Origin of the sequence: Streptomyces sp. NPDC020192 (assembly GCF_044388685.1) — a bacterium.
Taxonomy (GTDB): domain Bacteria; phylum Actinomycetota; class Actinomycetes; order Streptomycetales; family Streptomycetaceae; genus Streptomyces.
The window spans coordinates 296,608-319,312 of the sequence record NZ_JBIRXG010000006.1 but is presented as its reverse complement, the minus strand read 5'-3'; the positions used below and the strand labels follow the sequence as shown (position 1 = coordinate 319,312).

19 protein-coding genes, 3 tRNA genes and 1 pseudogene are annotated in these 22,705 nt (G+C 70.1%); 8 read left to right on the top strand and 15 right to left on the bottom strand.

Going from position 1 to position 22,705, the window contains the following annotated elements; translation table 11 throughout:
* Positions 1 to 18: 18 nt before the first annotated feature.
* Positions 19 to 1,227 (bottom strand): acyltransferase family protein, encoded by a 1,209-nt coding sequence (locus ACH47Z_RS15140; RefSeq protein ID WP_399073677.1) that lies wholly within the window; start codon positions 1,225 to 1,227, stop codon positions 19 to 21.
* Positions 1,228 to 2,362: 1,135 nt separating this feature from the next.
* On the opposite strand from ACH47Z_RS15140, the gene ACH47Z_RS15135 reads away from it, so the two are divergent.
* Positions 2,363 to 3,091, top strand: coding sequence for a hypothetical protein (locus tag ACH47Z_RS15135; protein ID WP_399073676.1), 729 nt, complete (start codon positions 2,363 to 2,365; stop codon positions 3,089 to 3,091).
* 222 nt (positions 3,092 to 3,313) lie between these two features.
* On the opposite strand, the gene ACH47Z_RS15130 is transcribed toward ACH47Z_RS15135, so the two are convergent.
* Together ACH47Z_RS15130 and ACH47Z_RS15125 are read right to left on the bottom strand one after the other, a co-directional pair.
* Positions 3,314 to 3,784, bottom strand: coding sequence for an NUDIX domain-containing protein (locus ACH47Z_RS15130; protein ID WP_399073675.1), 471 nt, complete (start codon positions 3,782 to 3,784; stop codon positions 3,314 to 3,316).
* Positions 3,785 to 3,786: 2 nt separating this feature from the next.
* Positions 3,787 to 4,533 carry an XRE family transcriptional regulator gene (locus ACH47Z_RS15125; RefSeq protein WP_399073740.1) on the bottom strand — a complete coding sequence of 249 codons (747 nt, stop codon included), beginning with the start codon at positions 4,531 to 4,533 and terminating at the stop codon, positions 3,787 to 3,789.
* A gap of 107 nt (positions 4,534 to 4,640) precedes the next feature.
* Between ACH47Z_RS15125 and ACH47Z_RS15120 the strand changes: the two genes are divergently transcribed.
* From ACH47Z_RS15120 to ACH47Z_RS15110, 3 genes are all read left to right on the top strand, one after another.
* On the top strand, positions 4,641 to 4,883 hold the full coding sequence (locus ACH47Z_RS15120) for a hypothetical protein (RefSeq protein ID WP_399073739.1): 243 nt from the start codon (positions 4,641 to 4,643) through the stop codon (positions 4,881 to 4,883).
* A 252-nt stretch (positions 4,884 to 5,135) separates the two neighbouring features.
* A complete protein-coding gene (locus tag ACH47Z_RS15115; protein ID WP_399073674.1) occupies positions 5,136 to 5,579 on the top strand; it encodes a glycine-rich domain-containing protein in 444 nt (147 codons plus the stop codon).
* A 69-nt stretch (positions 5,580 to 5,648) separates the two neighbouring features.
* Positions 5,649 to 6,485 (top strand): protein kinase, encoded by an 837-nt coding sequence (locus ACH47Z_RS15110; RefSeq protein ID WP_399073673.1) that lies wholly within the window; start codon positions 5,649 to 5,651, stop codon positions 6,483 to 6,485.
* A gap of 224 nt (positions 6,486 to 6,709) precedes the next feature.
* On the opposite strand, the gene ACH47Z_RS15105 is transcribed toward ACH47Z_RS15110, so the two are convergent.
* On the bottom strand, positions 6,710 to 7,033 hold the full coding sequence (locus ACH47Z_RS15105; protein ID WP_399073672.1) for a hypothetical protein: 324 nt from the start codon (positions 7,031 to 7,033) through the stop codon (positions 6,710 to 6,712).
* Between the two features lie 444 nt (positions 7,034 to 7,477).
* Between ACH47Z_RS15105 and ACH47Z_RS15100 the strand changes: the two genes are divergently transcribed.
* Positions 7,478 to 7,672: a DUF1918 domain-containing protein gene (locus ACH47Z_RS15100; RefSeq protein WP_399073671.1), complete on the top strand. Its 195-nt coding sequence runs from the start codon at positions 7,478 to 7,480 to the stop codon at positions 7,670 to 7,672.
* Between the two features lie 94 nt (positions 7,673 to 7,766).
* Here the strand turns inward: ACH47Z_RS15100 and ACH47Z_RS15095 are convergent.
* Positions 7,767 to 7,839 (bottom strand) — tRNA-Arg (locus ACH47Z_RS15095).
* A gap of 239 nt (positions 7,840 to 8,078) precedes the next feature.
* Positions 8,079 to 8,169, bottom strand: a tRNA-Ser gene (locus ACH47Z_RS15090).
* Between the two features lie 163 nt (positions 8,170 to 8,332).
* Here ACH47Z_RS15090 and ACH47Z_RS15085 point away from each other — a divergent pair.
* Entirely contained in the window at positions 8,333 to 8,812 is a 480-nt protein-coding gene (locus tag ACH47Z_RS15085; RefSeq protein ID WP_399073670.1) for an SSI family serine proteinase inhibitor, read from the top strand.
* 268 nt (positions 8,813 to 9,080) lie between these two features.
* Positions 9,081 to 13,424 carry a PAS domain-containing protein gene (locus ACH47Z_RS15080; protein WP_399073669.1) on the top strand — a complete coding sequence of 1,448 codons (4,344 nt, stop codon included), beginning with the start codon at positions 9,081 to 9,083 and terminating at the stop codon, positions 13,422 to 13,424.
* A gap of 40 nt (positions 13,425 to 13,464) precedes the next feature.
* Here the strand turns inward: ACH47Z_RS15080 and ACH47Z_RS15075 are convergent, their stop codons facing one another.
* The 7 genes and pseudogenes from ACH47Z_RS15075 to ACH47Z_RS15045 form a co-directional block, all read right to left on the bottom strand.
* Positions 13,465 to 15,120 (bottom strand): long-chain fatty acid--CoA ligase, encoded by a 1,656-nt coding sequence (locus tag ACH47Z_RS15075; RefSeq protein WP_399073668.1) that lies wholly within the window; start codon positions 15,118 to 15,120, stop codon positions 13,465 to 13,467.
* A 171-nt stretch (positions 15,121 to 15,291) separates the two neighbouring features.
* Positions 15,292 to 15,885, bottom strand: a complete 594-nt coding sequence (locus ACH47Z_RS15070; protein WP_399073667.1) for a SigE family RNA polymerase sigma factor — start codon at positions 15,883 to 15,885, stop codon at positions 15,292 to 15,294.
* Between the two features lie 156 nt (positions 15,886 to 16,041).
* The gene (locus ACH47Z_RS15065; protein WP_399073666.1) at positions 16,042 to 17,208 is read right to left on the bottom strand and encodes a lipid-transfer protein; all 1,167 of its coding nucleotides are present in this window, start codon (positions 17,206 to 17,208) and stop codon (positions 16,042 to 16,044) included.
* Positions 17,205 to 17,624: a MaoC family dehydratase gene (locus ACH47Z_RS15060; protein ID WP_399073665.1), complete on the bottom strand. Its 420-nt coding sequence runs from the start codon at positions 17,622 to 17,624 to the stop codon at positions 17,205 to 17,207. The genes ACH47Z_RS15065 and ACH47Z_RS15060 overlap by 4 nt, the downstream gene beginning before the upstream one ends.
* A gap of 50 nt (positions 17,625 to 17,674) precedes the next feature.
* The gene (locus ACH47Z_RS15055) at positions 17,675 to 18,607 is read right to left on the bottom strand and encodes a bifunctional MaoC family dehydratase N-terminal/OB-fold nucleic acid binding domain-containing protein (RefSeq protein ID WP_399073664.1); all 933 of its coding nucleotides are present in this window, start codon (positions 18,605 to 18,607) and stop codon (positions 17,675 to 17,677) included.
* Positions 18,604 to 18,944: pseudogene (locus ACH47Z_RS15050) on the bottom strand (acyl-CoA dehydrogenase family protein); the annotation flags it as partial. The gene ACH47Z_RS15055 and the pseudogene ACH47Z_RS15050, both read right to left, overlap by 4 nt.
* A 304-nt stretch (positions 18,945 to 19,248) precedes the next feature.
* Positions 19,249 to 19,560, bottom strand: coding sequence for a hypothetical protein (locus tag ACH47Z_RS15045; protein ID WP_399073663.1), 312 nt, complete (start codon positions 19,558 to 19,560; stop codon positions 19,249 to 19,251).
* Between the two features lie 358 nt (positions 19,561 to 19,918).
* Between ACH47Z_RS15045 and ACH47Z_RS15040 the strand changes: the two genes are divergently transcribed.
* Positions 19,919 to 20,791: a bifunctional DNA primase/polymerase gene (locus tag ACH47Z_RS15040; protein ID WP_399073662.1), complete on the top strand. Its 873-nt coding sequence runs from the start codon at positions 19,919 to 19,921 to the stop codon at positions 20,789 to 20,791.
* Between the two features lie 59 nt (positions 20,792 to 20,850).
* Here the strand turns inward: ACH47Z_RS15040 and ACH47Z_RS15035 are convergent.
* Both ACH47Z_RS15035 and ACH47Z_RS15030 read right to left on the bottom strand, forming a co-directional pair.
* Positions 20,851 to 20,935 (bottom strand) — tRNA-Ser (locus ACH47Z_RS15035).
* A gap of 117 nt (positions 20,936 to 21,052) precedes the next feature.
* Complete coding sequence (locus tag ACH47Z_RS15030; RefSeq protein WP_399073661.1) at positions 21,053 to 22,585, bottom strand: S1C family serine protease; 1,533 nt, start codon at positions 22,583 to 22,585, stop codon at positions 21,053 to 21,055.
* Positions 22,586 to 22,705 lie beyond the last annotated feature (120 nt).

Here is a 22,705-nt window from a genome sequence, read left to right as displayed (position 1 = left end):
TTGAGCTTCAGGTGACGGCTACTCCCTGCTCGCGTGCGTTGACGCCGTCGTCGGCTGTCGATGTTGGCGTGGCACAGCAACGGCCGCGCCACCCCCAGCGGACCTGCCTGCCGCCCGGCGCCGCAGCCTGGCCTCCGCCGGCCGTTCGACCCAGACGTACAGCACCCCGGAAAGTCCGATCATGGCGGCCAGGATCACCAGCTCGAGTCCGATCGACACCGGCCACGGCCGTCGCTCGGGGGCGACCGACTTGAGGGCATCGATCAGTAGATGGTGGCTGAGGTACAGGGCGAAGGACCACTGGCCGAGGCGGACCAAGGGCCGGGAACACAGCACCGTCCGGGCGCCGGACAGGTCGGCCGCGGCGGCGGTCGCGATCAGCAGTGCAAAGGCGGGTTCCACGAAGAGGCTGGCGAGATCCACGGGCAGTCCGTGCACTGGAAAGCGGCCGAAGACGCCGATCCGATACTCGAGCGCCACCTCCACCACCCCCACCGCGCTGTATGCGCCGCCGGCCAACCAGAGGGCACCCCTCAGACTCACCGACGGTCGCCATCCGTCACGCATCGCCAGGCCGAGGCCGACCCCCACCAGGAACTCGCCGAGCCGGTACAGCGGGTCGGTGTACAGGACGGCCACCTTGGCGTCCGATGGGAGCAGCACATCCATCGCCAGGGTGAACGGCACGTCGACCGCCGCGAACCCGATCAACAGCAGGTGCAGCCGACGGCGCCCGCACCTGGCCAGGTGGCGAACCGTAGGCGGGAACACGGCGTAAAAGAATGCCTCGCACGACAGCGACCAACTGGGCCCGTTCATCGCGAAGTAGTAAGCGGGGTCCGGGATCCAGGCCTGGACCAGGAGGAGGGAGCTGAGTGCGGCGCCCGTGCGCCATCCCGGGCCCACAAGAATCATCAAAACTGCGGCGATCAGCCAGGTCACTACGTGCAGCGGGTAGATCCGCGCGAACCTGTTCAGGTAGAAGGTTCGGGTCGGCAGCTCGTCGCGGTACGACCAGGTGAGCACGAACCCGGACAACAAGAAGAAGAAGGTGACCCCCACTCCGCTCAGGCCGAAGAAGCTGCTCACCACGGGCAGGTGAGCGAGCTCGCGGGTGGAGTGGCCAAGGACGACCAGTATCGCGGCGAGGAATCGAAGCCCGGTTAGCGAGTCCAAGCGACCCCTGCCACGCCGCTGTTCCGACAGGCTGGGAGGAGTGATCTCCATGTCCGCCAGCGTCCTTCCCCGTACTGATCGGCAGGCCGCAATCCCACACCGCCGGTTGCCGCAGCCGGATCCAGCGCGCCAACCACGGGGCAAGCTTCCCCCGTCCGGACCAACGCACAGGGACAGCCGGGTGCCCTATCTGGCGCCGGGCGTCGCGGGACGGGGAAGTCGAGCATTGTGGAAGTGTGCACTCAAGCTGAGAAGCGGGCCTTGACGACGTTCACCCGATGCCGAGCTGTCGGCGATGGGCGGGCGGGAGACGGGCGAGGAACTCGACGATGCGGCGCGGGACATCAAGCGTTGCAGCGTAGGTGATCAACGTGAAGCCTCTGGTTGCACGGACACATGATCTTGGCCGACCTGTCCTATCAGAGGCTTCACGCCCTGTCCGCGTGCCTCGCTTCGGCGCCGACCACCCGCTCACACCTCCTCACGGCAATTTCACTGAGAAAACCTCATTGAGACTCCGCCGACCTCCTAGATTCCCTGCGCCGGATTTGGGTATCAACTAGCCTTGAGACAGGCGGGGGTTGAAGAGCTGCAGGAGGGGGAAACGTGTCGCGAGTTACAGAGAAATTCGCTTCTTTGGAACCCGGTAAAGCAATGGCGCTCAGCTCGCCCTACGCGGAACTCAGAGGTTTCACTGGAACCGACGATCTCCTATCCGTGACAAGAGTATTTTACGCCCTATTGGTGAGAATGCTTGACGGAGATTACGGCTTCGATTCCGACCCGGTCGAATACAAGTGCGCAACATGCACGAAACTACATTCATACGACCAGCGTTTGGCACTCAATAGGCTTTTGATGATCGTCGGTGACTTCTATTCGTACACTGCGCACCGAATCATTCAAACGGATCCGCAAAGAGCTCTCGAAATTGCTGGCTGCTCGCCCCGGGAATACGCATCGCTTAAGAATGGCGCAGGGTCGACGGATGTCGAATGGACGAGAGCTATTGACTAATTTTGTCGGAGTTCTTCAAGCTTCAGGTGGGCTCTATCTTCTACGCAGGGGAGACGTTGCGGGAGAGGCTCATATCGACGCATACGAAGGAATCCTGGCAACCTCCTCCCTGGGTGTCTACCACGCCTTTCAAGGGGTAGTCGATTCTCAAGGTGAGTGCAGTCTAGGAATGGAAGCAGCATTCCTTATTCGGAAGATGCTCTCCTATACGCTGCATCTGCAAGAGGCCATCTATCGCTGGCCGATGCGCCCCTGGAGTGAGGCACATGAAAGCGGAGCGTTCTCCTCGCTACGACTTCCAGAATTGCAACTTCTGGCGACCCGAGCAGATGCCGTAAAAGCGCGCTACGGAGACAGAAAGGTGGAGAAAGTATTCGAGCAACAACTTGCCCTACTTATTCAGTCTCTCGGATTCTATGTTGTTTCGACCCGGACAGGAGAATCCACGGTAGATCTTGTATGCATCAGTGCAGATCCTGCATCGCCCTTTACTTTTCTCTTGGAGGCTAAGTCTTCCGGCCGTCCATACACCCTCCCTTCAGATGACCGGCGAGCGCTACTGCAATATGTTGAGGACGTTAAAAGCAACCTGACCACGTCACCCCCGCTCGCTTTTGTCCTCATAGTCGGCGGCGCACCTCAAAAGACTCTCGCAGAAAAGATTGGCGACCTGGAACTCGCAGCTAAGGTCCCAGTGCGGTTCTGCACGGCCCAGAGTTTGGCTAATCTGCGAGAAAATCTCATCGGCCCGAATCCGGCCGGGATCATTAAGAAGGCAATACTGCGATCAGGTGCGGTGATCAAGAATGAAGATTTGCAAAAGGTCACAGAAGAGGTGCTGAGTCGTGTAAGGGCGCAAGAAGAGCTCGTCCGATCCTTTCTTGCTGGATCTGCCTGAGGTGCGTACGAGGCACACCTCCCCCCGGTTAGTCGACGACCGGCCCGGATGAGCCTTTGGAGGCCTGCCCGCTGCCGGAACTGTTTCGCTGACATCCACCGCTGACATCAACGAGCACGGACGGCGGCGGCATTCAGCAGCCGCGTGTGGCATCAGTGCACGAGGCGGGCCCTAGCCCGACCGGGTAGAGAACGAACTCCTAAAGCGGGTGTCGCAGTTCAATCAGCCGAGATAGGGCCGCTCGCGGTGCTCCAGGAAGTGGCGGATCCGGAGCCGCTGCGTGTGGTGCATCGGCAGTTGATCGATCTCCTCCGGCTGCACGAACCGCAGCTCCGTGGACTCGTCCGAGATCGCGAGCCGGCCGCCGACCACCCGGGCGGTGAAGCAGACGTTGAACTGCCTGCGCACCTCACCGTCCGAGTAGGCGATGACGTGGCGAGGGTCGGTGTACGTGCCCACAAGCCCGGTGATCTCTACGTCCAGGCCCGTTTCCTCCTTCACCTCGCGGACGGCCGTTCCCGGAAGTGAGTCGGTCATCTCCATGCCGCCACCAGGGAGTGCCCAGAGATCGTTGTCCCGTCGGCGCTGAAGGAGCACGCGGCCTTCGTCGTCGGTAACCACGGCGGACGCGGCGACCACCATGCTGTTCGGCTCCGGGGCCGCCGGGTCGTCGTAGTACTCGGTCCGTGTCATGGTCACCCTTCTTCGCTTACCGGTGTCGCGGTCTCCCACACCGCGTCGAAGCTGCTGGCGTAGGTGTCGAACATGCCGCCCGCTCCGCTGCGCCGAAGATGCCACACGGGTGCACCGTAGGCGTTCACACCCCAGACGTGGGCGTTGACCATCACCTGATCGTCCGCCCGATAGATCGAGTTGTAGAGCGTGGTGGCATGGGTCCGCACCTCGATGCCAGGTACCCCGGCAAGAGGGCGATAGTGCATGAGGGCGAGTCGGCAACGGGACTCGATCCCGTGGCCGAACCTCTCTTCCTGGCCTCGCTGTTGGACATTCGTACTGTCCGGATCGCCAACCGCGAGACGGACCACACACCCGTCGGCAGCGCGCTCCCGCAACAGCTCGTTGAGCCGCGGGTATGCCTCGTGCAGGAAGACGGCGGCGTACACGAGCACGTCGATGTGCTCGCGAGCTTGGGTCAGCAGGTCAACGAACGCGGAGACGGGAACGTCCGCCCGCTGGTCGTAGAGCGCCACGAGTTCCGGACTGACAGCACGGGCAGGGCGCGCCTGCCTGAGCGATGGCCATAGAGCATGCACGTCTTCTCCTAGTGTTTCCGCAGCCAGCATGGCCGTGGCACGACGCGGCGTACGCCCCAAATTCACCCATCGCTCGACGGACTTGGGATCGACTTCGACCTTGTCCGCGAGGGCGGCGTACGTCCATCCGCCGGCCGCCAGGGCGGCGCGTAGCCTCTCGTTCGGCATCCCAATCTCTCCCATCACTCGGGGACGGCACTAGGGACGTTCTACCCGACGCGGGACGTCCCGAAGTGGTGTTTGTCCGAGGTTCTGACGTCCTGATGGGCGGCAGGATGCTCGTCCGCATGGCGAGCAACCAGCAGACCAGACCAGGCATCGGCGAACTGGCGAAAGACACCGCCAGTGGACGTATCGGCGTCGTCATGGGTGAGGTCGGCACCAGGGTGCAGATACGGCCCGTCGGCGGCGGCATCGAGTGGGACGCCCTGCCGGACAACGTGGTGGCCCTGACCGCGCGGGAGGAACTGAGCGCCCGCCTGGCCATCCGCAACGGCAGCAGCCGGGACGGCCTGTGATGCGCGTCATCGGCCGGTACGCGGGGGTTCTCTTCATCATCGTGATCAGCAGCTCGTGTGGCCTGGTGATCGGCATGGCCCTCGGTATCCGCCAGTAGACCGGCTGGCCTCGAACGGGGTGCCACCTTCCTTGGCTCCCCCGTCCCCGTTCGGGGCCGGCCTTCCATCCCACACTCGGTCGTCCTGGTCCACGCCTCGGCGACCGATGCGGGCGTAAGTGCCAGAGCACAGCGACACTCAAGGAGTATTCGCATGACGGCAACGGCGAACGACCAGAGGACCGGTCGCACGGTGGCTGGTGAGGAACTGTTCGACAGCCTCGCCCACTTCGTGGTCGTCCACAACGGACAGCCGCGTGAGCGCGCCGAACGGATCGCGGACCAGGCCGTGGCCTTCGTGGTCACTGCAGCGACCGCCACCGTCCCCATGGTCCCGTCGGACGACGTGGACCTCGGACTGCACGCGCTCATCCTGCACACGAAAGAGTACGCCGAACTGTGCGAGCGGTTCGCCGGTCGCTTCCTCCACCACAACCCCAAGCCGGGCGGAGGGGCGCGTGACCCGGAGAAGGTCGCCGCGTCCGCGCACTCGATGAAGGCGGCCAGGTTCATGGTCTTCGACGACCTGTGGACCGTGGACGGCACGAACCTCGCGCAGTGCGACTCGGACTGCGGCCGTCCATACGGCCAAGCGTAGCGACACGACACCAGCGACGCGGCCGGCCTCGACGCAGGTCGGCCGCGTCGCCCGGAAGGAGAACAGACGTTGTCCGGGACACCCCCTGACCTGCCGATCGTCGTGCTCGACGCACTCATGCCCACGACTCAGCGCCTGGTCCTCAATCGCCGGGGCTCCATGGTCTGGGAGGTCGAGAGCCATCGGGGCCACTACGCCGTGAAGGTCGGCTACCCCATCGAGGAAACGGCCGACTGGCCTGCCCAGCCCTGGACGGCGCTCGCACCCGCACGCGAAGGCGCCGTGCTGCACCGCCTCGGCTTCCATGACTTCGCGTACGGCGAATGGGAGGGCGGTACCTGGAATTTCCAGCCGTGGCGGGAAGGACCGGACCTCTACCAGCTGTGGGAGCCCTGCCGTACGCCGGACTCGCGCATCGAACCGCACACCAGCGTGGCCCTGGGTTGCGCGGAGGCGCTGGCCGAACTGCACGCCCAGGGCTGGGCCCACGGCGACGTGCAGCCTGCGCATTTCATCATCGGGCCGGAACGGACGCACCTGATCGACCTTGCCTTGGCGCGCGGTGGGCACGTGCCCGAGGGGTACGACTTCCCGTTCCGCGGCTGCCTCGTCCACTACGAGGCACCAGAGATCGCGCGCAGTGTGCTCTCGACCGGAGAGGCCGAGCCCACACAGAAAGCCGACATCTACGCGCTCGGCGCGTCCCTGCTCATCTCCGCCACGGGCTGGCGGGCCGTCGAGTATCCCGACGATGCACCGCGCCTCGAGCAGAGAAGGGCAGTGGCGAGCGGCAAGCGGCGCCCCGTGAGGGTGCGTGGTGAGTTGGGCGAACTGATCGACGCCATGCTTAGCCCGGCGCCCGAAGACAGGCCCACGATCTACGAGGTCGGCAAGGCCCTGAGCTGAGTTCGAAGCGCCCGCGATCCCGACGGCCCCACAGCGAAGACCAACCACACAAAGACCGGACCACCCCTCAGCCTGGACAGCATTCCGGGTGGTCCGGTCGCGGAAGTCCTGATCAGGACCGGCAAGACCAGCCTGATCAACCAACTTCTGTCGGACTGGGCGCCCTCGCCCGCGGTGCAGTTCGCCTGCGCCGACGGCAAGGTGTCCACCGCGTACGAGGGCGACTACGCCGACTGGGTACAGCGCATGTTCGCCTTCGTCGGTGATGACTTGGAGCAGGCCAACAAGCTGTTCCAGAACCTCGTGGAACTCCGGCGCGCGCGATCGGCGTGGGTGCGCAAGGTGCTCGGGGTGAAGTCCATGTGGGACGTCGGCCCGTCCGAGGACTGGCCGTTGGTCGTGCTGATCATCGACGAAGCCCACACGTACTTCCGCGACCACAAGGGCAGCGACCCGAAGACCAAGAAGCTCGCCGCGCTCGCCGCCGAGAACGCCCGGCTCGTCGAGGACCTGGTGAAGAAGGGCCGCTCGGTGGGGTTCCTCGTCATCCTCGCCACCCAGAAGTCCACCGGCGACGCAATCCCCACCTTCATCCGCGACGTGTGCCCCGTGGGCCTGAGCTTCGCGCAGAAGACTGCCGAAGCTGCGGTCGCAGCCCTCGGTGAGGAGATCCGGGACTGGCCTGACGCCAACCCGATCAATCTCCAAGATCCGGCCTATGTCGGCGTTGCCTCCATGAACCACCAGTCACAGCCCGGCTTCACCCGCATCCGCACCCCGTACGTACCGGACGCGGGCGCGGCCCGCATCGCCGACACCACCGCCCACCTGGCCGCCGACCCCTCCGCACTCCTGGAAGCGTTCCTCGGCCCCCGCATGGCCGATGATCGAGCCCACACTCACCGGTTAGGTCGAACTGACGGCGTCCCTCGTTCCGACTCAGCGATTTGCGGGAAGGGCAGTGGAGGACAGCGCGACAGAAGGGTGGCAGCGTGCAGGCCAGTGTTGGTGACAGGATTCTTGTCCACGGTCGGATCGTGGGGCAGCACGATCGCACCGCAGAGATCATCGAGGTGCTCGGGGCGCATGGGGGACCTCCCTACCGGGTCCGTTTCGAAGACGGGCACGAGACGCTGATGAGTCCAGGCCCGGACACTGTTGTCCGTCCCTTCGGATCCGACGACTAGGCAGCACTCCAACCCAGCGGTTGCCGTCAAACACTGCCGTCAAGGCAAAAGCCAGAGGCCCTGTGGATCACTCCACAGGGCCTCTGAACTGTTGTGCACTCGGCAGGATTCGAACCTGCAACCTTCTGATCCGTAGTCAGATGCTCTATCCGTTAAGCTACGAGTGCTTGTTCTTTTGTTCTTGTCTCCGTTCCGTTCCTTTCGACCCGTCCCGGCGACAGGAAGAACATTACATGACTGCCGCCGTCATGTGAAATCCGATTCCCGCACCCCATCTGACCTGCGGAAACGTCGAACGAGGGGGGTCGGAGGGCGGCGGGGCGGGCTTCCGGTCCGCGGCCGTCGGAGTCCTGATCACGGAAACACCGAAGCCCCGGTCCAGTGGACCGGGGCTTCGGGATCGGTGCGGAGGCGGAGGGATTTGAACCCTCGATGGGCTTTAAGGCCCAAACCGCATTAGCAGTGCGGCGCCATAGACCGGACTAGGCGACGCCTCCAGCACAACCGCTCACGCGAGCGCGCGAGTGGTGCGTGCAGATGATGACACAGCCGAGTGCCCTGTCACCAATCGGCCTCCACGGTACTAGGCACCAGGCCCGCAGGGCAAAGGGCTTCCCCGGCGGGGCGCAACGTCCTGCGGGCGGGAGCGTTGGGGAGGGCATGGTCCTTCTCTCTCGGCTGGTCCCCTCCCGGCTGGGCCCGGCGTGCGCCGCCGTCTCCGCCCTGGCCTCCCTCACCGCCCTCAGCGCCCTCACCGCCGTACCCGCCGTCGCGGCGCCCGCCATGCCCCCGCCCGCGCGGCCCGAGGACCGGGCCGGTGATCACCTCACCGTCGTCGTGGCGCACGCCGGCCCCGGGAAGGACGGGACGTACGAGCTGTTCTGTCATCCGGACGGCGGAAGTCATCCGGACCCGGCCGGGGCCTGCCGGACGCTGGACGGGCAGACACAGTGGGGGCGGGACACCTTCGCCCCGGTGGCCCCCGGGAGCGACTGCACGATGCTCTACGGCGGACCGGCCACCGCCCATGTCACGGGCACCTGGGCCGGGCGGCCCGTCGACGCCGGGTACGACCGCAGCAACGGGTGCGAGACCGGGCGGTGGGACCGGATGGTGCCGCTGCTGCCGAAGCTCGGCTGAATCGCCCCTCCCGTAAAGGTCCCGCGAAGGTCTCGCGGAGCCGGACCCGGAGCCGGAGCCGTGGTCGGCGGTCGGTCACGGGTTCGGCCATGGTTCAGCCATCGGTTCGGTCACGGGTTCGGTGTCACTTCCTCGTGGGACCTCCCTCTCATCCGGCGTCGCGAGCGCAACGCATGCCCTTAGACTCCCTCGCGTGACACGTCGCGGGCCGGTTGGCAAGATGGCCCGAGCGGTCGGCAAGGTGCGGTAACAGGGAGGAAGGCGTCTCGTGAGCAGCAGGCCATCCCGAGGCGCTGCTCGCCTCGCAGCCATACTCGACGCGCTGCCGGACGCGTTGGTCCTGGTCAACGCCAACGGAACCGTCGTCAACGCGAACACCATCGCGCTGGAGGCCTTCGAGGCGCCGGGCACCGCGCTCGTCGGGCGCGGGCTGCTCGATCTGCTGCCGGAGTTCGACTCGCGGCTCATCCCCGGATCCATGCGGCGGCCCGATCACATGGATCCCCATGGGCGGACCAAGCCGACCCGGATGATCGCCCGGCGAACCAACGGGTCCTCGTTCCCGGTCGAGGTCACCAGCACCAACCTGGAGAACGGGCAGCAGGCGTACGACGGTTACGGCTACACCGGCGACGAGCTGCTGATGATCGTCGTACGGGACCTGTCCGGGACCGTGGACACCGAGGCGGAGCTGGCCCGCTCGCAGCGGCAGACCGAGATGATCCTCCGCGCGGCCGCGGAGGGTGTCGTCGGCACCGACACCGACGGGCGGATCGTGCTCGTCAACCCGGCCGCCGCCCAGATACTGGGATACCGGGCCGGTGAGCTGGGCGGCAAGGAGCTGCACACCCTCGTGCTGCACTCGCGCGCCGACGGCTCCCCCTTCCCGTACGACGAGTCGCCGCTCGCCGACACCCTGCGTTCCGGGCGCAAGCACCGGGTGCGCGGGCAGGTGCTGTGGTCCAAGGGAGAGCAAAAGGTCTCCGTCGACCTCACCACCGCGCCGGTGCGCGACGGGGACCAGCTCGTCGGCGCCGTGATGACCTTCACCGACCGGCGGCCGTACGAGGCCCTGGCCGAGGAGAAGGAGACGCAGGAGAAGGCGCACGCGCAGGAGCTGGAGCGGCTCTCCGAGGAGCACGCCTCCGATCTGACCGCGCTGCGCCAGCAGCACGTCACCGAGGTCGAGGAGCTGCGCGAGGAGCACGAGACCGAGCTCACGGAGCTGCGCGAGAAGCTCGCCGAGGAGGTGGCGGCCGGCGAGGAGCGGTACGCCACGCTCGCCGAGCGGGAGAAGGACCGGTACGAGGCCCTCTCCGCGCGGCACGAGCAGCTGCTCACCCTGCTCGGGCAGTCGCTGCGCGGGCCGCTGGACGAGCTGCGGCGGGAGCTGTCCGCGCTGGCGGCGGACGACGCGGGGCAGCTGTGGCCCGAGGCCAACCAGGTGCTGCACCACCTCTCCGCCGGGTACGCGCGGATCACGACCCTCATCGACAACGTCCTCGGCTATCAGCGGCTGGACGCCGGCGCCGAGGACATCACCCGTACGAAGGTGATGCTGGACGCCGTCGTCGCCGCCGGTGTGGACGGTGCGGTCGAGCTGATCGGCCCCGGGCGGGTGCAGTTCGCCGTACACGCGCCGCCCATCGAGGCCGAGGTCGACCCGCAGCGGCTCGCCACCGCGCTCGCCCACCTCGTGGCGGACGTGGCCGGTGTCGACGCCACCGGCAACTCGCCCGTCTCCGCGGGCGGCTACCTGGACAACACGGTCGTGGTCGCCGCCGCGCAGCGCGGCGAGGTCGTACGGATCGAGGTGCGCGGGCCGTACGCCGGGGGAGACCCGGTGCACGAGCCGATCGTGCGCGGGATCGTACGGGCTCATGGCGGGGTGCTCCAGACGCACGAGGTGCCGGGTATGAGCGGCAGCGCGTACGTGCTGGAGGTGCCGCTCGGGGGTGGCGCCGGGGCGGTCGCCGCGCAGGCTCCGGCCGCGCTGGAATCCGCCGACGGTGACAGTGACGGTGGAGGTGCCGCGGGCGGACGGCGGCGGGGCCGACGGGCCTCCACGGACGCCTTCCTGGGGAGTGACGTGCCCGGCGCGGGCGAGACCGGTGAGGCGGAGGCGCCCGCGCCGACCGGGCGGCGCCGCCGGCGTGCCGGCGCGCCCGCCGAGGAGACCGGCGTGGTGCAGGCCGAGGGCGCGGAGACCGCGTCCGGCGGTACCGGGCGGCGCCGTGGGCGGCCCGCCGAGGGCGGCGCCGACACGGGCGTGAGCGAGGGTGCCGTGGTGACCGCGGCCGAGCATGCCGCGGGGGCGGCCGCCTCCGGTACGGGACTCGGCGCCGCCGCGGTGCCCCCGCAGGGCGTGCCCGTCCGCCCCGACTCGGGCGTGGCGCAGGCCGCCCTGCCGCCCGCGCTGCCCGCGCTGCCCGCGGCCGGCGCCGAGCAGCAGGCGTCCGGTGCGGAGGACGACGCGCAGCCGACCGGGCGGCGCCGGCGTGCGCTGGCCGCCGCGGCGGAGCGTGCCGCGACGCAGGAGGCGGCCGGCCCGCGTACGGTCTTCGCCCTGCCGCCGGCCGAGGCCGACCGCTCGCCGGAGTCCGCGGACTCGGCGAGCGATCACGCGGCGCGGCCGCACGTGCCCCCGCAGCTTCCGGCGCCCGTCGAGGGCGCGGACGGTGACGACGGCCGGCACGATGCCGTACCGCTCGGCCAGGACGCGGACCACACCCCGCCGCAGCCGCATCCCACCAGCGCACCGACCGGCCGGCGCCGCCGTGCCGTGGCCCTGCCGGCGGAGGCCGCGCAGCCGGTTCCGGTACAGGCCGCCGCCGGCCTGCCCGTTCCGGCTCAGCCCCAACCCGTTCAGCCCCAACCCGTTCCGGCGCAGGTGACGCCCGCTCAGGCAGTGCCGGCCGCACCCGGGCAGCCCGTCCCGAGCCCGGCGGGGACGCCGACTCCCGGTCAGGGCACGCCGGTTCAGGGCATTCCGGCGCAGGGTACGGCCGGGCAGGGCATCCCCGTCCAGGCCGGTCCCCCGGCGACCCCGCAGGCCGCTCCCGCCCAGCCGGTGGCTCCGGCGCAGGGCGCCGCGGCCCAGCCGGTGGCCCCCGGTCAGCCGCTGCCCGCCCAGGCCCAGCCGCTCCCGGCGGCGTCGGCCGCGACCCCGCCCGGCGGGACCCCGGCCGCGCAGCCGCTGCCCGCCGAGGCCGGTGGCGGACAGGCCCGGACCGGTGCCGTACCGGCCGCTCAGGCACCCCAGGCCGCGCCCGTGACGGCCGCCGCCACCGCCACCGTTCCGCAGCAGTGGCCCGGTGCCGACGACACCTCCGGTGCGGGCACCCCCGTGGCCCCCGTACCCCCCGCGGCGCGGGCCGCGCTGCCGTTGCCCGCCGAGGGGGGCGCGGTCGACCCGAACTCCACGCAGGGGCGGGCGATCAGCGTCCGTACGCTCGGGCAGGGCGTGCCGTTCGCGCGCCAGGCCGCGCAGGTGCAGCAGCCGACGGCGACCCCGCCGCCGCACGCACCGGGCGGTTCCGGGCGCCGGCGCAAGCTGGGCACGCCCCCGGATCCGGCCACCCGCCCGGAGCCGCAGCCGTCGCCGTCGCCGTCGCCGTCGCCGTCGACGGAGCAGGCGGCCCGGCCGCATCCGGCGGCCGAGGCGGCGCCCGCGCAGCCGGCCGTGCCGCAGCCGTCGCTCGGCGGTCAGCCCCGGCTCGCCCCGGGGACGCCGGGCACGCCCGGTACCGAGGGCGCCGGACGGTCGTACGCCATAGGCGCCCCGGACGCCGACGCCGCCGAGGGGCCCGAGCCGCTCGACGGTCCCGGCGGGGCCGTGGAGGTCGCGGACCCGCCGCGTCCGCAGCCGATGGACGACGAGCTGCCCCCGGAGCCGCTGGACAACCCGCGCCGGCTGCTGGTGTGGCCCGCGCCGGACGTGACGACCCAGCAGGCGCTGAGCGACCGTGGCTACCGGCCGGTGATCGTGCACTCCCGTGAGGAGGTCGACGCGCAGATCGCGGCGTTCCCCGCCGCGCTGTTCGTGGACCCGCTGACCGGGCCCATCACGCGGACGGCCCTGCAGTCGCTGCGCCAGGCCGCCGTGGCCGCCGAGGTGCCGGTGCTGGTCACGGCCGGGCTCGGGCAGGCGACGCGCGAGGCGGCGTACGGCGCCGATCCGGCCGTGCTGCTGAAGGCGCTGGCGCCGCGTGACAGCGAGCAGCATCCGCCGCGGGTGCTGCTGATCGAGGAGCACGCGGAGATCGCGCTGGCGCTGACCGCGACGCTGGAGCGGCGCGGGATGCAGGTGGCGCGGGCCGCGAGCGACAACGACGCGGTGACGCTGGCGGGGCAGTTCCGGCCGAACCTCGTGGTGATGGACCTGATGCAGGTGCACCGGCGGCAGGTCGGGAACACCGGGATCATCGACTGGCTGCGCGCGAACGGCCAGCTCAACCGCACCCCGCTGGTCGTCTACACCGCCGCCGTCGACCAGGCCGACCTGCCCCGGCTGGCCTCGGGCGAGACGGTCCTGTTCCTCGCGGAGCGGTCCACGAGCGGCGAGGTACAGAGCCGGATCGTGGATCTGCTGGCGCGGATCGGCACCAACTGACCCGGTATCCCGGTCAGTTGGTGCCGTAGGTCCGCCGGTACTACAGCTGGGTCACGTCCAGCTGTCCGTCGGCGTACTGCCTGCGCAGCACCTTCTTGTCGAACTTGCCCACGCTCGTCTTCGGCACCGACGCCACGATCGTCCAGCGCTCGGGCAGCTGCCACCTGGCGATACGGCCCTCCTCGGCGAGGAAGGCGCGCAGGGTCTCGAAGTCGGCGGTGGCGCCCTCCCGGAGGACGACCGTGGCCAGCGGGCGCTCGCCCCACTTGTCGTCGGGTACGGCGACCACGGCGGCCTCGGCGACGTCCGGGTGGGACATCAGCGCGTTCTCCAGCTCCACCGAGGAGATCCACTCGCCGCCGGACTTGATGACGTCCTTGGCGCGGTCGGTGAGGGTGAGGAAGCCCTCGGGGGAGATGGTGCCGACGTCGCCGGTCTTCAGCCAGCCGTCCTCGCTGAACTTGTCGGCGGGGCGGAGGGGATCGGCGTCGGGGCCGTTGTAGTAGGCGCCGGCGATCCAGTTGCCGCGCACCTCCAGCTCGCCCGCCGACTCGCCGTCCCAGGGCAGGCGCTCGCCGCCGGGGCCGGTGAGGCGGGCCTCGACGCCGGCCGGGAAGCGGCCCTGGGTGAGGCGGTAGGCGAACTCCTCCTCGGTGCCGACCGCGTGGGCCGGGGGCCTGGAGACCGTGCCGAGCGGGGAGGTCTCCGTCATGCCCCAGGCGTGGCAGACCCGCATGCCGAGCCGGTCGAAGGCCGCCATGAGGGAGGGCGGACAGGCGGAGCCGCCGATGGTGACCTGGGTGAGGGTGGAGACGTCCCGGGGGCGGGCGGTCAGCTCGGCGAGCAGGCCCTGCCAGATGGTGGGGACGGCGGCGGCGTGCGTCGGCCGCTCCCGCTCGATCATCTCGGCGAGCGGCGCGGGCTGCAGGAACCGGTCCGGCATCAGCAGGTTCACGCCGGTCATGAAGGTGGCGTGCGGCAGGCCCCAGGCGTTGACGTGGAACTGGGGGACCACGACGAGCGAGGTGTCCTGGTCGGTCAGGCCCATCGACTGGGTCATGTTGACCTGCATGGAGTGCAGGTAGATCGAACGGTGGCTGTACACCACGCCCTTGGGGTCGCCCGTGGTGCCGGAGGTGTAGCACATGGCGGCGGCCTGGCGTTCGTCCAGCTCCGGCCAGTCGTACGCCGTCGGCCGGTCCGCGATCAGCTCCTCGTACTCGTGCACCCGCGCGGTGGCACCGGCGAGCGGGGAACGGTCACCGGGGCCGGAGACGACGACGTGCTCGACGGTCGGCAGCTTGGGCAGCAGCGGCGCGAGCAGCGGGATCAGCGAGCCGTTGACGATGACGACCTTGTCGGCGGCGTGGTTGACGATCCACACCAGCTGCTCGGCGGGCAGTCGCAGATTGAGCGTGTGCAGCACCGCGCCCATGGAGGGGATCGCGAAGTACGCCTCGACATGCTCGGCGTTGTTCCACATGAGAGTTGCCACCCGGTCGTCGCCCCGGACGCCGAGTTCGTCCCGCAGGGCGTTCGCCAGCTGTACGGCGCGCACGCCCGCCTCGGCGAAACTGCGCCGCTGCGGCTCGGCGTCCCCGGTCCAGGTGGTGATCCGGGACCGTCCGTGCACCCTGACCCCGTGCTCGAGGATGCGGGTGACGGTCAGCGGTACGTCCTGCATGGTGCTCAGCACGGCGGTCCTCCCGGGGCGGCGTTGCCCTGTGCGGCAGAAAGGGTTGGGGCAGATTCTGCTCACATACCGCGCGGTATGTCACTAGGGGGTGCATCACCAAGCCGACGGGGAGTCGACGGAAGGCGCGGTGGAAGGCCCGCTGGAAGGCCCGCTGGAAGGCGCGTGTGACCGCTAACGGACCAGGTCCAGCTCAGGGTCCTCGCGGAGCTTGCCGAGGGCTCGCGACACCGCCGACTTCACCGTGCCCACCGACACGCCGAGCACCTCGGCGGTCTGGGCCTCGCTGAGGTCCTCGTAGTACCGCAGGACGACCATCGCCCGCTGCCGCGCCGGCAGCTTCGTGATCGCCCGCCACATGGCGTCGTGCAGCGCCTGCCGCTCGGCCGGGTCGTCGTCGCCGGGCACCGGCTCCGGCTCCGGCAGCTCGTCGCAGGAGAACTCGTCCACCCTGCGCTTGCGCCACTGCGAGGTCCGGGTGTTCAGCAGCGCCCGGCGCACATAGCCGTCCAGCGCGCGCTGGTCCTCGATCCGATCCCAGGCCACATAGGTCTTGGCCAGCGCGGTCTGCAGCAGGTCCTCGGCGTCGCTCGGGTTCGCGGTCAGCGAGCGCGCGGTGCGCAGCAGCACCGGCTGGCGGGCCCTGACGTACGACGCGAACGACGAGTAGGCGGGGGCCGCGCCGCTCGGGCGCACCCGGGAGTGGGGGAGGGCCCGCCCCGCCGGTGCGGCGGCGGCCGAGGCGCTGGTGCAGACGGGTGTGGTCATGGCTCCACGCTAGGAGCGGGACCCGCCCCACCGGATCGCCCGCAGGTCCCGAAGCGACGTCCCCCTCAGGTTGTAGGGGTGGGGCAGGCTCCACCTCCTGGAGGTGGAGTACGGGTACGCCCCGACTAGGGTTCGACCCTGAGACCCGGGGCGGCCTCAACCGTCCGTCGTCAGGATCAGCCCCGATGTCGGTACTCCGGTACCGGCCGTCACCAGGGTCCGGGAGGCTCCCGGTATCTGGTTCACCGCCGTGCCGCGCAGCTGGCGTACCGCCTCCGCTATGCCGTTCATCCCGTGCAGATAGGCCTCCCCCAGCTGGCCCCCGTGGGTGTTGAGCGGCAGCCGCTCCTCGGCCGCGAAGCCCGCCGCCTCCCCTCTGCCGCAGAACCCGAACTCCTCCAGCTGCATCAGCACGAACGGCGTGAAGTGGTCGTACAGGATCCCCACGTCGATGTCGGCCGGGCCCAGGCCGCTGGTCCGCCACAGCCGGCGGGCCACCACGCCCATCTCCGGCAGGCCGGTCAGATCGTCCCGGTAGAAGCTGGTCATCTGCTCCTGCGCCCGCCCGGCACCCTGCGCGGCCGCCGCGATCACGGCCGGGGGATGCCGCAGATCCCGGGCCCGCTCCACCGAGGTGACGACGACCGCCTGCCCGCCGTCGGTCTCCTGGCAGCAGTCCAGCAGCCGCAGCGGCTCCACGATCCAGCGGGAGGCGGCATGCTCGGCGAGGGTGATCGGGCGGCCGTGGAAGTACGCCGCCGGGTTGGTCGCCGCGTACGCGCGGTCCACCACGGCCACATGCCCGAACACCTCCGGCGTCAGCCCGTACGCGTGCAGATACCGCTGGGCCGCCATCGCCACCCACGAGGCCGGGGTGAGCAGCCCGAACGGCAGCACCCAGCCGAGCGCCGCACCCTCGGCCGACGGCTCCCGGTGGCCGACGCCCGCGCCGAATCTGCGGCCCGACCGCTCGTTGAAGGCGCGGTAGCAGACCACCACCTCCGCCACGCCCGTCGCCACCGCGAGCGCCGCCTGCAGGACGGTCGCGCAGGCCGCGCCGCCGCCGTAGTGGACCCGCGAGAAGAACGACAGCTCGCCCATCCCGCAGGCCTGGGCCACGGTGATCTCCGGGTTGGTGTCCATCGTGAACGTCACCATCCCGTCCACGTCGGCCGGCGCCAGCCCCGCGTCGTCCAGCGCCGCCCGCACCGCCTCCACGGCCAGCCGCAGCTCACTGCGCCCGGAGTCCTTGGAGAACTCGGTGGCCCCGATCCCGGCGATCGCCGCGCGGCCGCCCAGGGCGCCTTCGGGCCGCCCGCTCATGACGCGCCCCCGCGGGGGACGGTGACCGTCACCGTCCCGGTCACATGCCGGCCGATGCTGTTGGCGCCGACCACCCGCACGGTCACCGAGTCGCCGTCGACCTCCTCGATCGTGCCCGTCAGCACCATCGTGTCCCCCGGATAGTTGGGTGCCCCGAGCCGGATGGCGACCCTGCGGAGCACCGCCGTCGGCCCGAAGTGGTCCGTGATGTATCTGCCGACGAGACCGTTCGTCGTCAGGATGTTCATGAAGACGTCCGGCGAGCCCTTCCGCCGGGCCAGCTCCGCGTCGTGGTGCACGTCCTGGTAGTCCCGGGACGCGATCGCCCCCGCCACGATCAGCGTGCGCGTAACCGGGATCTCCAACGGCGGCAGCTCGGCACCGACCCGGAGCACCGGCGCGATCTCACTCTCCATGTGTGATCAACTCCCCCGGCACCTGGGCTTCAGCGGGCGTGAAGTCCATGTCAGCCGTCACCCTCGACGACCCGGAACACCGGCAGGACCAGCGTGCCTTCGTCGTCCTCGTACGTGCGGAACTCCACCCGGACCGCCAGCCCGATGCGCACCTTGTCGTACGGCACCCCGACCACGCTGCTCACCATCCGCACGCCCTCGGCGAGTTCGACCAGACCGACCGCGAAAGGCGGCTCGAACGCCGGGAAGGGCGGGTGGTGCATGACCACGTACGAGTAGACCGTGCCCTCGCCGCTCGCCTCGACCGTGTCCCACTCCAGGCAGCCGCAGGCGTTGCAGCCCGGCAGCCAGGGGTGCCGCAGAGTGCCGCAGTCCGTGCAGCGCTGGATCAGCAGCCGGTGCTCGGCCACGCCCTCCCAGAAGCCCGCGTTGTCCCGGTTGACCACCGGGCGGGGCCGCCGGGGGCGTGGAGCGGGCGGGGTGCGGCGCGCGGGGGCGTACTTGAGGATGCGGAAGCGGTGCGTACCCACCAGCTCGCCGGCGGCACGGACATCCGTCCGGGTGGTGACGAAGTACCCCGCGCCCAGCTTCGTCGTCTTCCGCTCCGACACCGACTCGATCAGCGTGTCGAAGACGACCTCGTCGCCCGGCCGCAGCGGGCGCAGATACTCCTGCTCACAGTCGGTCGCGACCACCGAGGTGCAGCCCGCCTCGTCGAGCAGGCCGAGCAGCTCGTCGTACGCGCCCGTGCGTCCCGTGTGTCCCGACAGGCCGCCCATCGTCCAGGCCTGGAGCATGGTGGGCGGGGCGATGGCGTCCGGGCCCTCGTACGCCGGGTTGGTGTCGCCCATCGCCTCGCACCAGTGCCGGATCATGGGCAGGTTGACCGGGTCCTTGCCCACGCCGGCTACAGCGGCCGGCCGCCCCTCGTACACCTTGAGCCGCGCGCCCAGTTCATCGGCCTCCACGCCCCTCGCGCTCACCGCCGCCCCCTTTCTGTCCTCGCCGTCCGTGCCATCCCGAGCCGCGTCGTCGCGACGATCTCCCGCTGCACCTCGCTCACCCCGCCCCCGAACGTGTTGAGTCCCGCCCCGCCGGTGATCCCCCGACACATGCGATACGTCGCGACAGTCGATTCCGTTCCCGCGGATTTCACGCCGCTCGCCTCACCGGGAGCCGGCCGGCCCGCCCCCATGTCGGCCACCAAATGCTGGCTGACCAGCTGGTTTGCCTCCGGTCGGTATGCGTCTCGGCCGCCCGGAGACGCACCCACAGCTCATCGATCCGGCGGCACGGATTCACTGGATCGGGTGTACGGGCGATCGACGTCCAGGAGAAGCCCGGCGCGTCGGCCGAGCGCTCGGTCCAGAAGCAGGCGCGCAGGCGCTGCTGTCGTTCGGTGGGGGCGAGGTGCACGGCGGGCCCTCCCGGCCTCGCGGACCTTACTGGGAAGATTTCTGACTGTCCGTCAGATCAGCGGGACTGTCAAGGTCGACAACTCCTCCGCCTCCCCCGCGCGGCCGGAAAAACGCCGACGCGGCGGCACCGAAGTGCTGCCGCGTGACGTGTTACGACCCCGAAGCACCCCACGAGGGCCCTCACCGGGAGGGGCCTCGCCCCGGGCTCACCACAGGTTGGTGAAGTGGATGGCCAGGTTCCCGTTCCCCTGCTGGACGGCGGTGCCCCAGGAGTCGTTGACCTGGGAGGTGTTGCTCTGGTTCGAGGCGCCGCTGCCGACGGCGTTCTGCTGGGTGGTGGACGAGTTCCCGTTGTTGTCGCCGCCGACACCGCTGCCGACCACGCTGGCCACGCCGGCGTTCGATCCGTCACCCGCGATCGCGCCGTTGTCCGCGGCGGCGACACCGCCGAACAGGGCGGCAGCGAGCGGGAGAGCGGCAACGGCGGCGACAACGCGGGCGGTACGGATGCTTGCCATCTTGTTCCTCCAGAAGGCGGCCCTAGGGCCGGAAGTACGTGAACTACAGGTGATGTCAAGGCAGTTGGCCGACCGCCTCGACTTCGTGGACGACGTCGCGAATCAAGAGTTGCCCACCGAATCCCCGGCGAACCAACCGGGAAGCCCTGATTCGCACGCAAGCGTGATGACAAGTCGATAAACCTTTATCGCCACCTTTTGCCACCTCTCCCCACAGGAGGCGCGAGAAGGAACTTTCACCCCTCAAGCGACACAAGAGCTGAAAGGTTCCGTCGCACATCCACCCCGCTGTCCCACCCCCTCGGCGTGTCGAATGCACCCTCTTCCCTTTCTCGAACATACGTACGAACATGGAGTCATGGCCACCACCGACCGGCAGGCCACGACGCTGGCCCTCGCACACGCGCTGTCAGCCGCCGAACGCGGCCTGGCCGTCATCCCCCTGTCCCGGACGAAGCTCCCGGCCCTTCCCTCCCCCCACCGCGACGACCCCGACCCGGCCGGACCACGCTGCCACGGCGCCTGCGGCCGCTTCGGCCACGGCGTGTACGACGCCTCGACCGACCCCGTCCGCATCCGCGAGCTGTTCGCCGCCGCGCCCTGGGCCACCGGCTACGGCATCGCCTGCGGGCTGCCCCCGTACCACCTGATCGGTGTCGACCTGGACACCAAGTGCGGCACGGACTCCTCGGCCGCTCTGCGCGAGCTGGCCCTGCGCCATCTGTTCACCATCCCGGAGACGGTGGTCGTCCGGACCCCGAGCGGCGGCCGCCATCTGTGGCTCACCGGCCCACCGGACGTCGTCGTCCCGAACTCGGCCGGCCGACTCGCCCCCGGCATCGACATCCGGGGCGCCGGCGGCTACCTCGTGGGCCCCGGCTCACGCACCGACCACGGCGTCTACACAACGGCCCCCGGCACCGGCGACCTCGCCCCGGCCCCCTGCCCGCCGTCCCTCCTGCGCCTCCTCCTGCCCCCGCCCCGCATCCCGCACCCGGCCCCGCCCGCCCCCGGCGACCACGGCCGCGGCCTGGTCCAGTTCGTCCTCTGCGCCCACGAGGGCCAGCGCAACACCCGCCTGTTCTGGGCGGCCTGCCGCGCCTACGAGAACGGCCTCGGCCCCACCCTGGCCGACCCCCTGACCGAAGCGGCCCGCACCACCGGCCTGACCGAACACGAGGCCCGCGCGACGATCGCCTCGGCGGCCCGGATGACGGGCCACCGGCCGTGACGTCGTAAAACGCGCAAGGGGCGCCTCCCGTACGGGAGGCGCCCCTTGGCCAACTGCTGCGGTGGGTGTGGGATTTGAACCCACGGTGACTCGCGCCACGACGGTTTTCAAGACCGTTCCCTTAGGCCGCTCGGGCAACCCACCTCACTCGCGCCCACCTGGGACGGAGCGGGTACAGCGTACCGGGATCGGGCGTTCGGCGGGTGGAGTGGTCCGTACCGGGCGTCCGGAGGGGTACGCGTGCGTGGCCGTCGGCCTGGGTCAGTTGTCGCCCACCCGGGAGCCCAGGGTCAGGTCCGTCGTGTGTTCCTGGCCGCCGCGCTTGTAGGTGATCGTCACCTTGTCGCCGGGCTTGTGGGTCCAGATCTCGCCGATCAGGGTCGGGCCGCTGTCGATCACCATGTCGTCGAGCTTGGTGATCACGTCTCCGGGCTTGAGACCCGCCTTGTCGGCCGGGCCGCCCGACTCGACCGCGGCGGAGCCGGCCGTGCCCTGGTCGGTGATCTTCGCGCCGTCGGTGGAGTCCCCCGTGGAGACGGAGGCGCCGATCTTGGCGTACACCGGCTTGCCGGTCTGGATCAGTTGCTGCGCGACGAACTTGGCCTGGTCGATCGGAATGGCGAAGCCCAGGCCGATCGAGCCGGACTGGCCGGAGCCGAAGCCGCCGCTGCTGGTCGACTGGATCGCCGAGTTGATGCCGATGACCGCGCCGGAGGCGTCGAGCAGCGGACCGCCGGAGTTGCCGGGGTTGATCGACGCGTCGGTCTGCAGGGCGCTCAGGTACGACGGCTTGCCGGTGGAGCTGCCGTCGCTGGAGGCCACCGGGCGGTTCTTGGCGCTGATGATGCCGGTCGTCACGGTGTTGGACAGGCCGAAGGGGGCGCCGATGGCGATCGTCTCGTCGCCGACGGCCACCCGGTCGCTGTCGCCGAGGGCGAGCGGCTTGAGGTCGGACGGCGGGTTCTTGAGCTTGATGACCGCCACGTCGTAGCCCTGGGCGTGACCGACGACCTCGGCGTCGTACTTGCGGCCGTTGGGGAACGTCGCGGTCAGCTTGCCGCCGTTCAGGGCGTCCGCCACCACGTGGTTGTTGGTGATGATGTGGCCCTGGGTGTCGAAGACGAAGCCCGTGCCCGTGCCGCCGTCGCCGTTGCTGCCCTCGGCCTCGATGGTGACCGTGCTGGGCAGCGCCTTGGCGGCCACGTTGGCGATCGTGCCGGGTGCCCGCCTGACCTGGGCGGCGCCGCTGTCGGAGGCGGAGACGGTGGTGGAGCCGGTGTCGTCGTGGTTCTTGGCCAGGGTGTAGCCGAGGCCGCCACCGAGGCCGCCCGCGACCAGCGCGGCCACCAGGACCGCCGCGAGGAGTCCGCCGCGGCCGCGGGGCCTGGGGGCGGGCTGCTGGTACGACGCTCCCCAGACGGGACCCGTGGGGCCTGCGGGGCCGCCGGGGCCGCCGGGGCCGGCCGGGGTGCCGTAACCGGCCGCGCCGCCGTCCCCGTACGACGCGCCGTCGCCGTAGGGCGCACCGTCCCCGTAGGGCGCGCCCGCGCCGTGCGGCGGGGTGGGCGGCTGCGGGGGCGGCCAGGTGCCGTCGGGGGCCGGGCCGGAGGGGTGGCTCGCGTTCGCGTCGGCGGCCGGGACCGCGGGTGCGGCTCCGGGTACCGGCGGGAGGGGAGTGGTCGGCGCGTTCCCGTCAGGGGCGGGGCCCTGGGGGGAAGCGGCGGGAGAGGCCACCGGCACGGGAGGTGCGGACGGGGCCTGGGGTACCTCGTTGCCCTCGTTCTCGGTGCTCACAGCTCTTCTCCTCGATCCACGGCTGTTGTTGTCGGTCGCACTCATTCACGCTCGGCAGCTCTGCGTGGTGCTGTGGTCAGTGTTCACTGTTCCGTTTGTATGGAGTCAGCTTTTCCCACG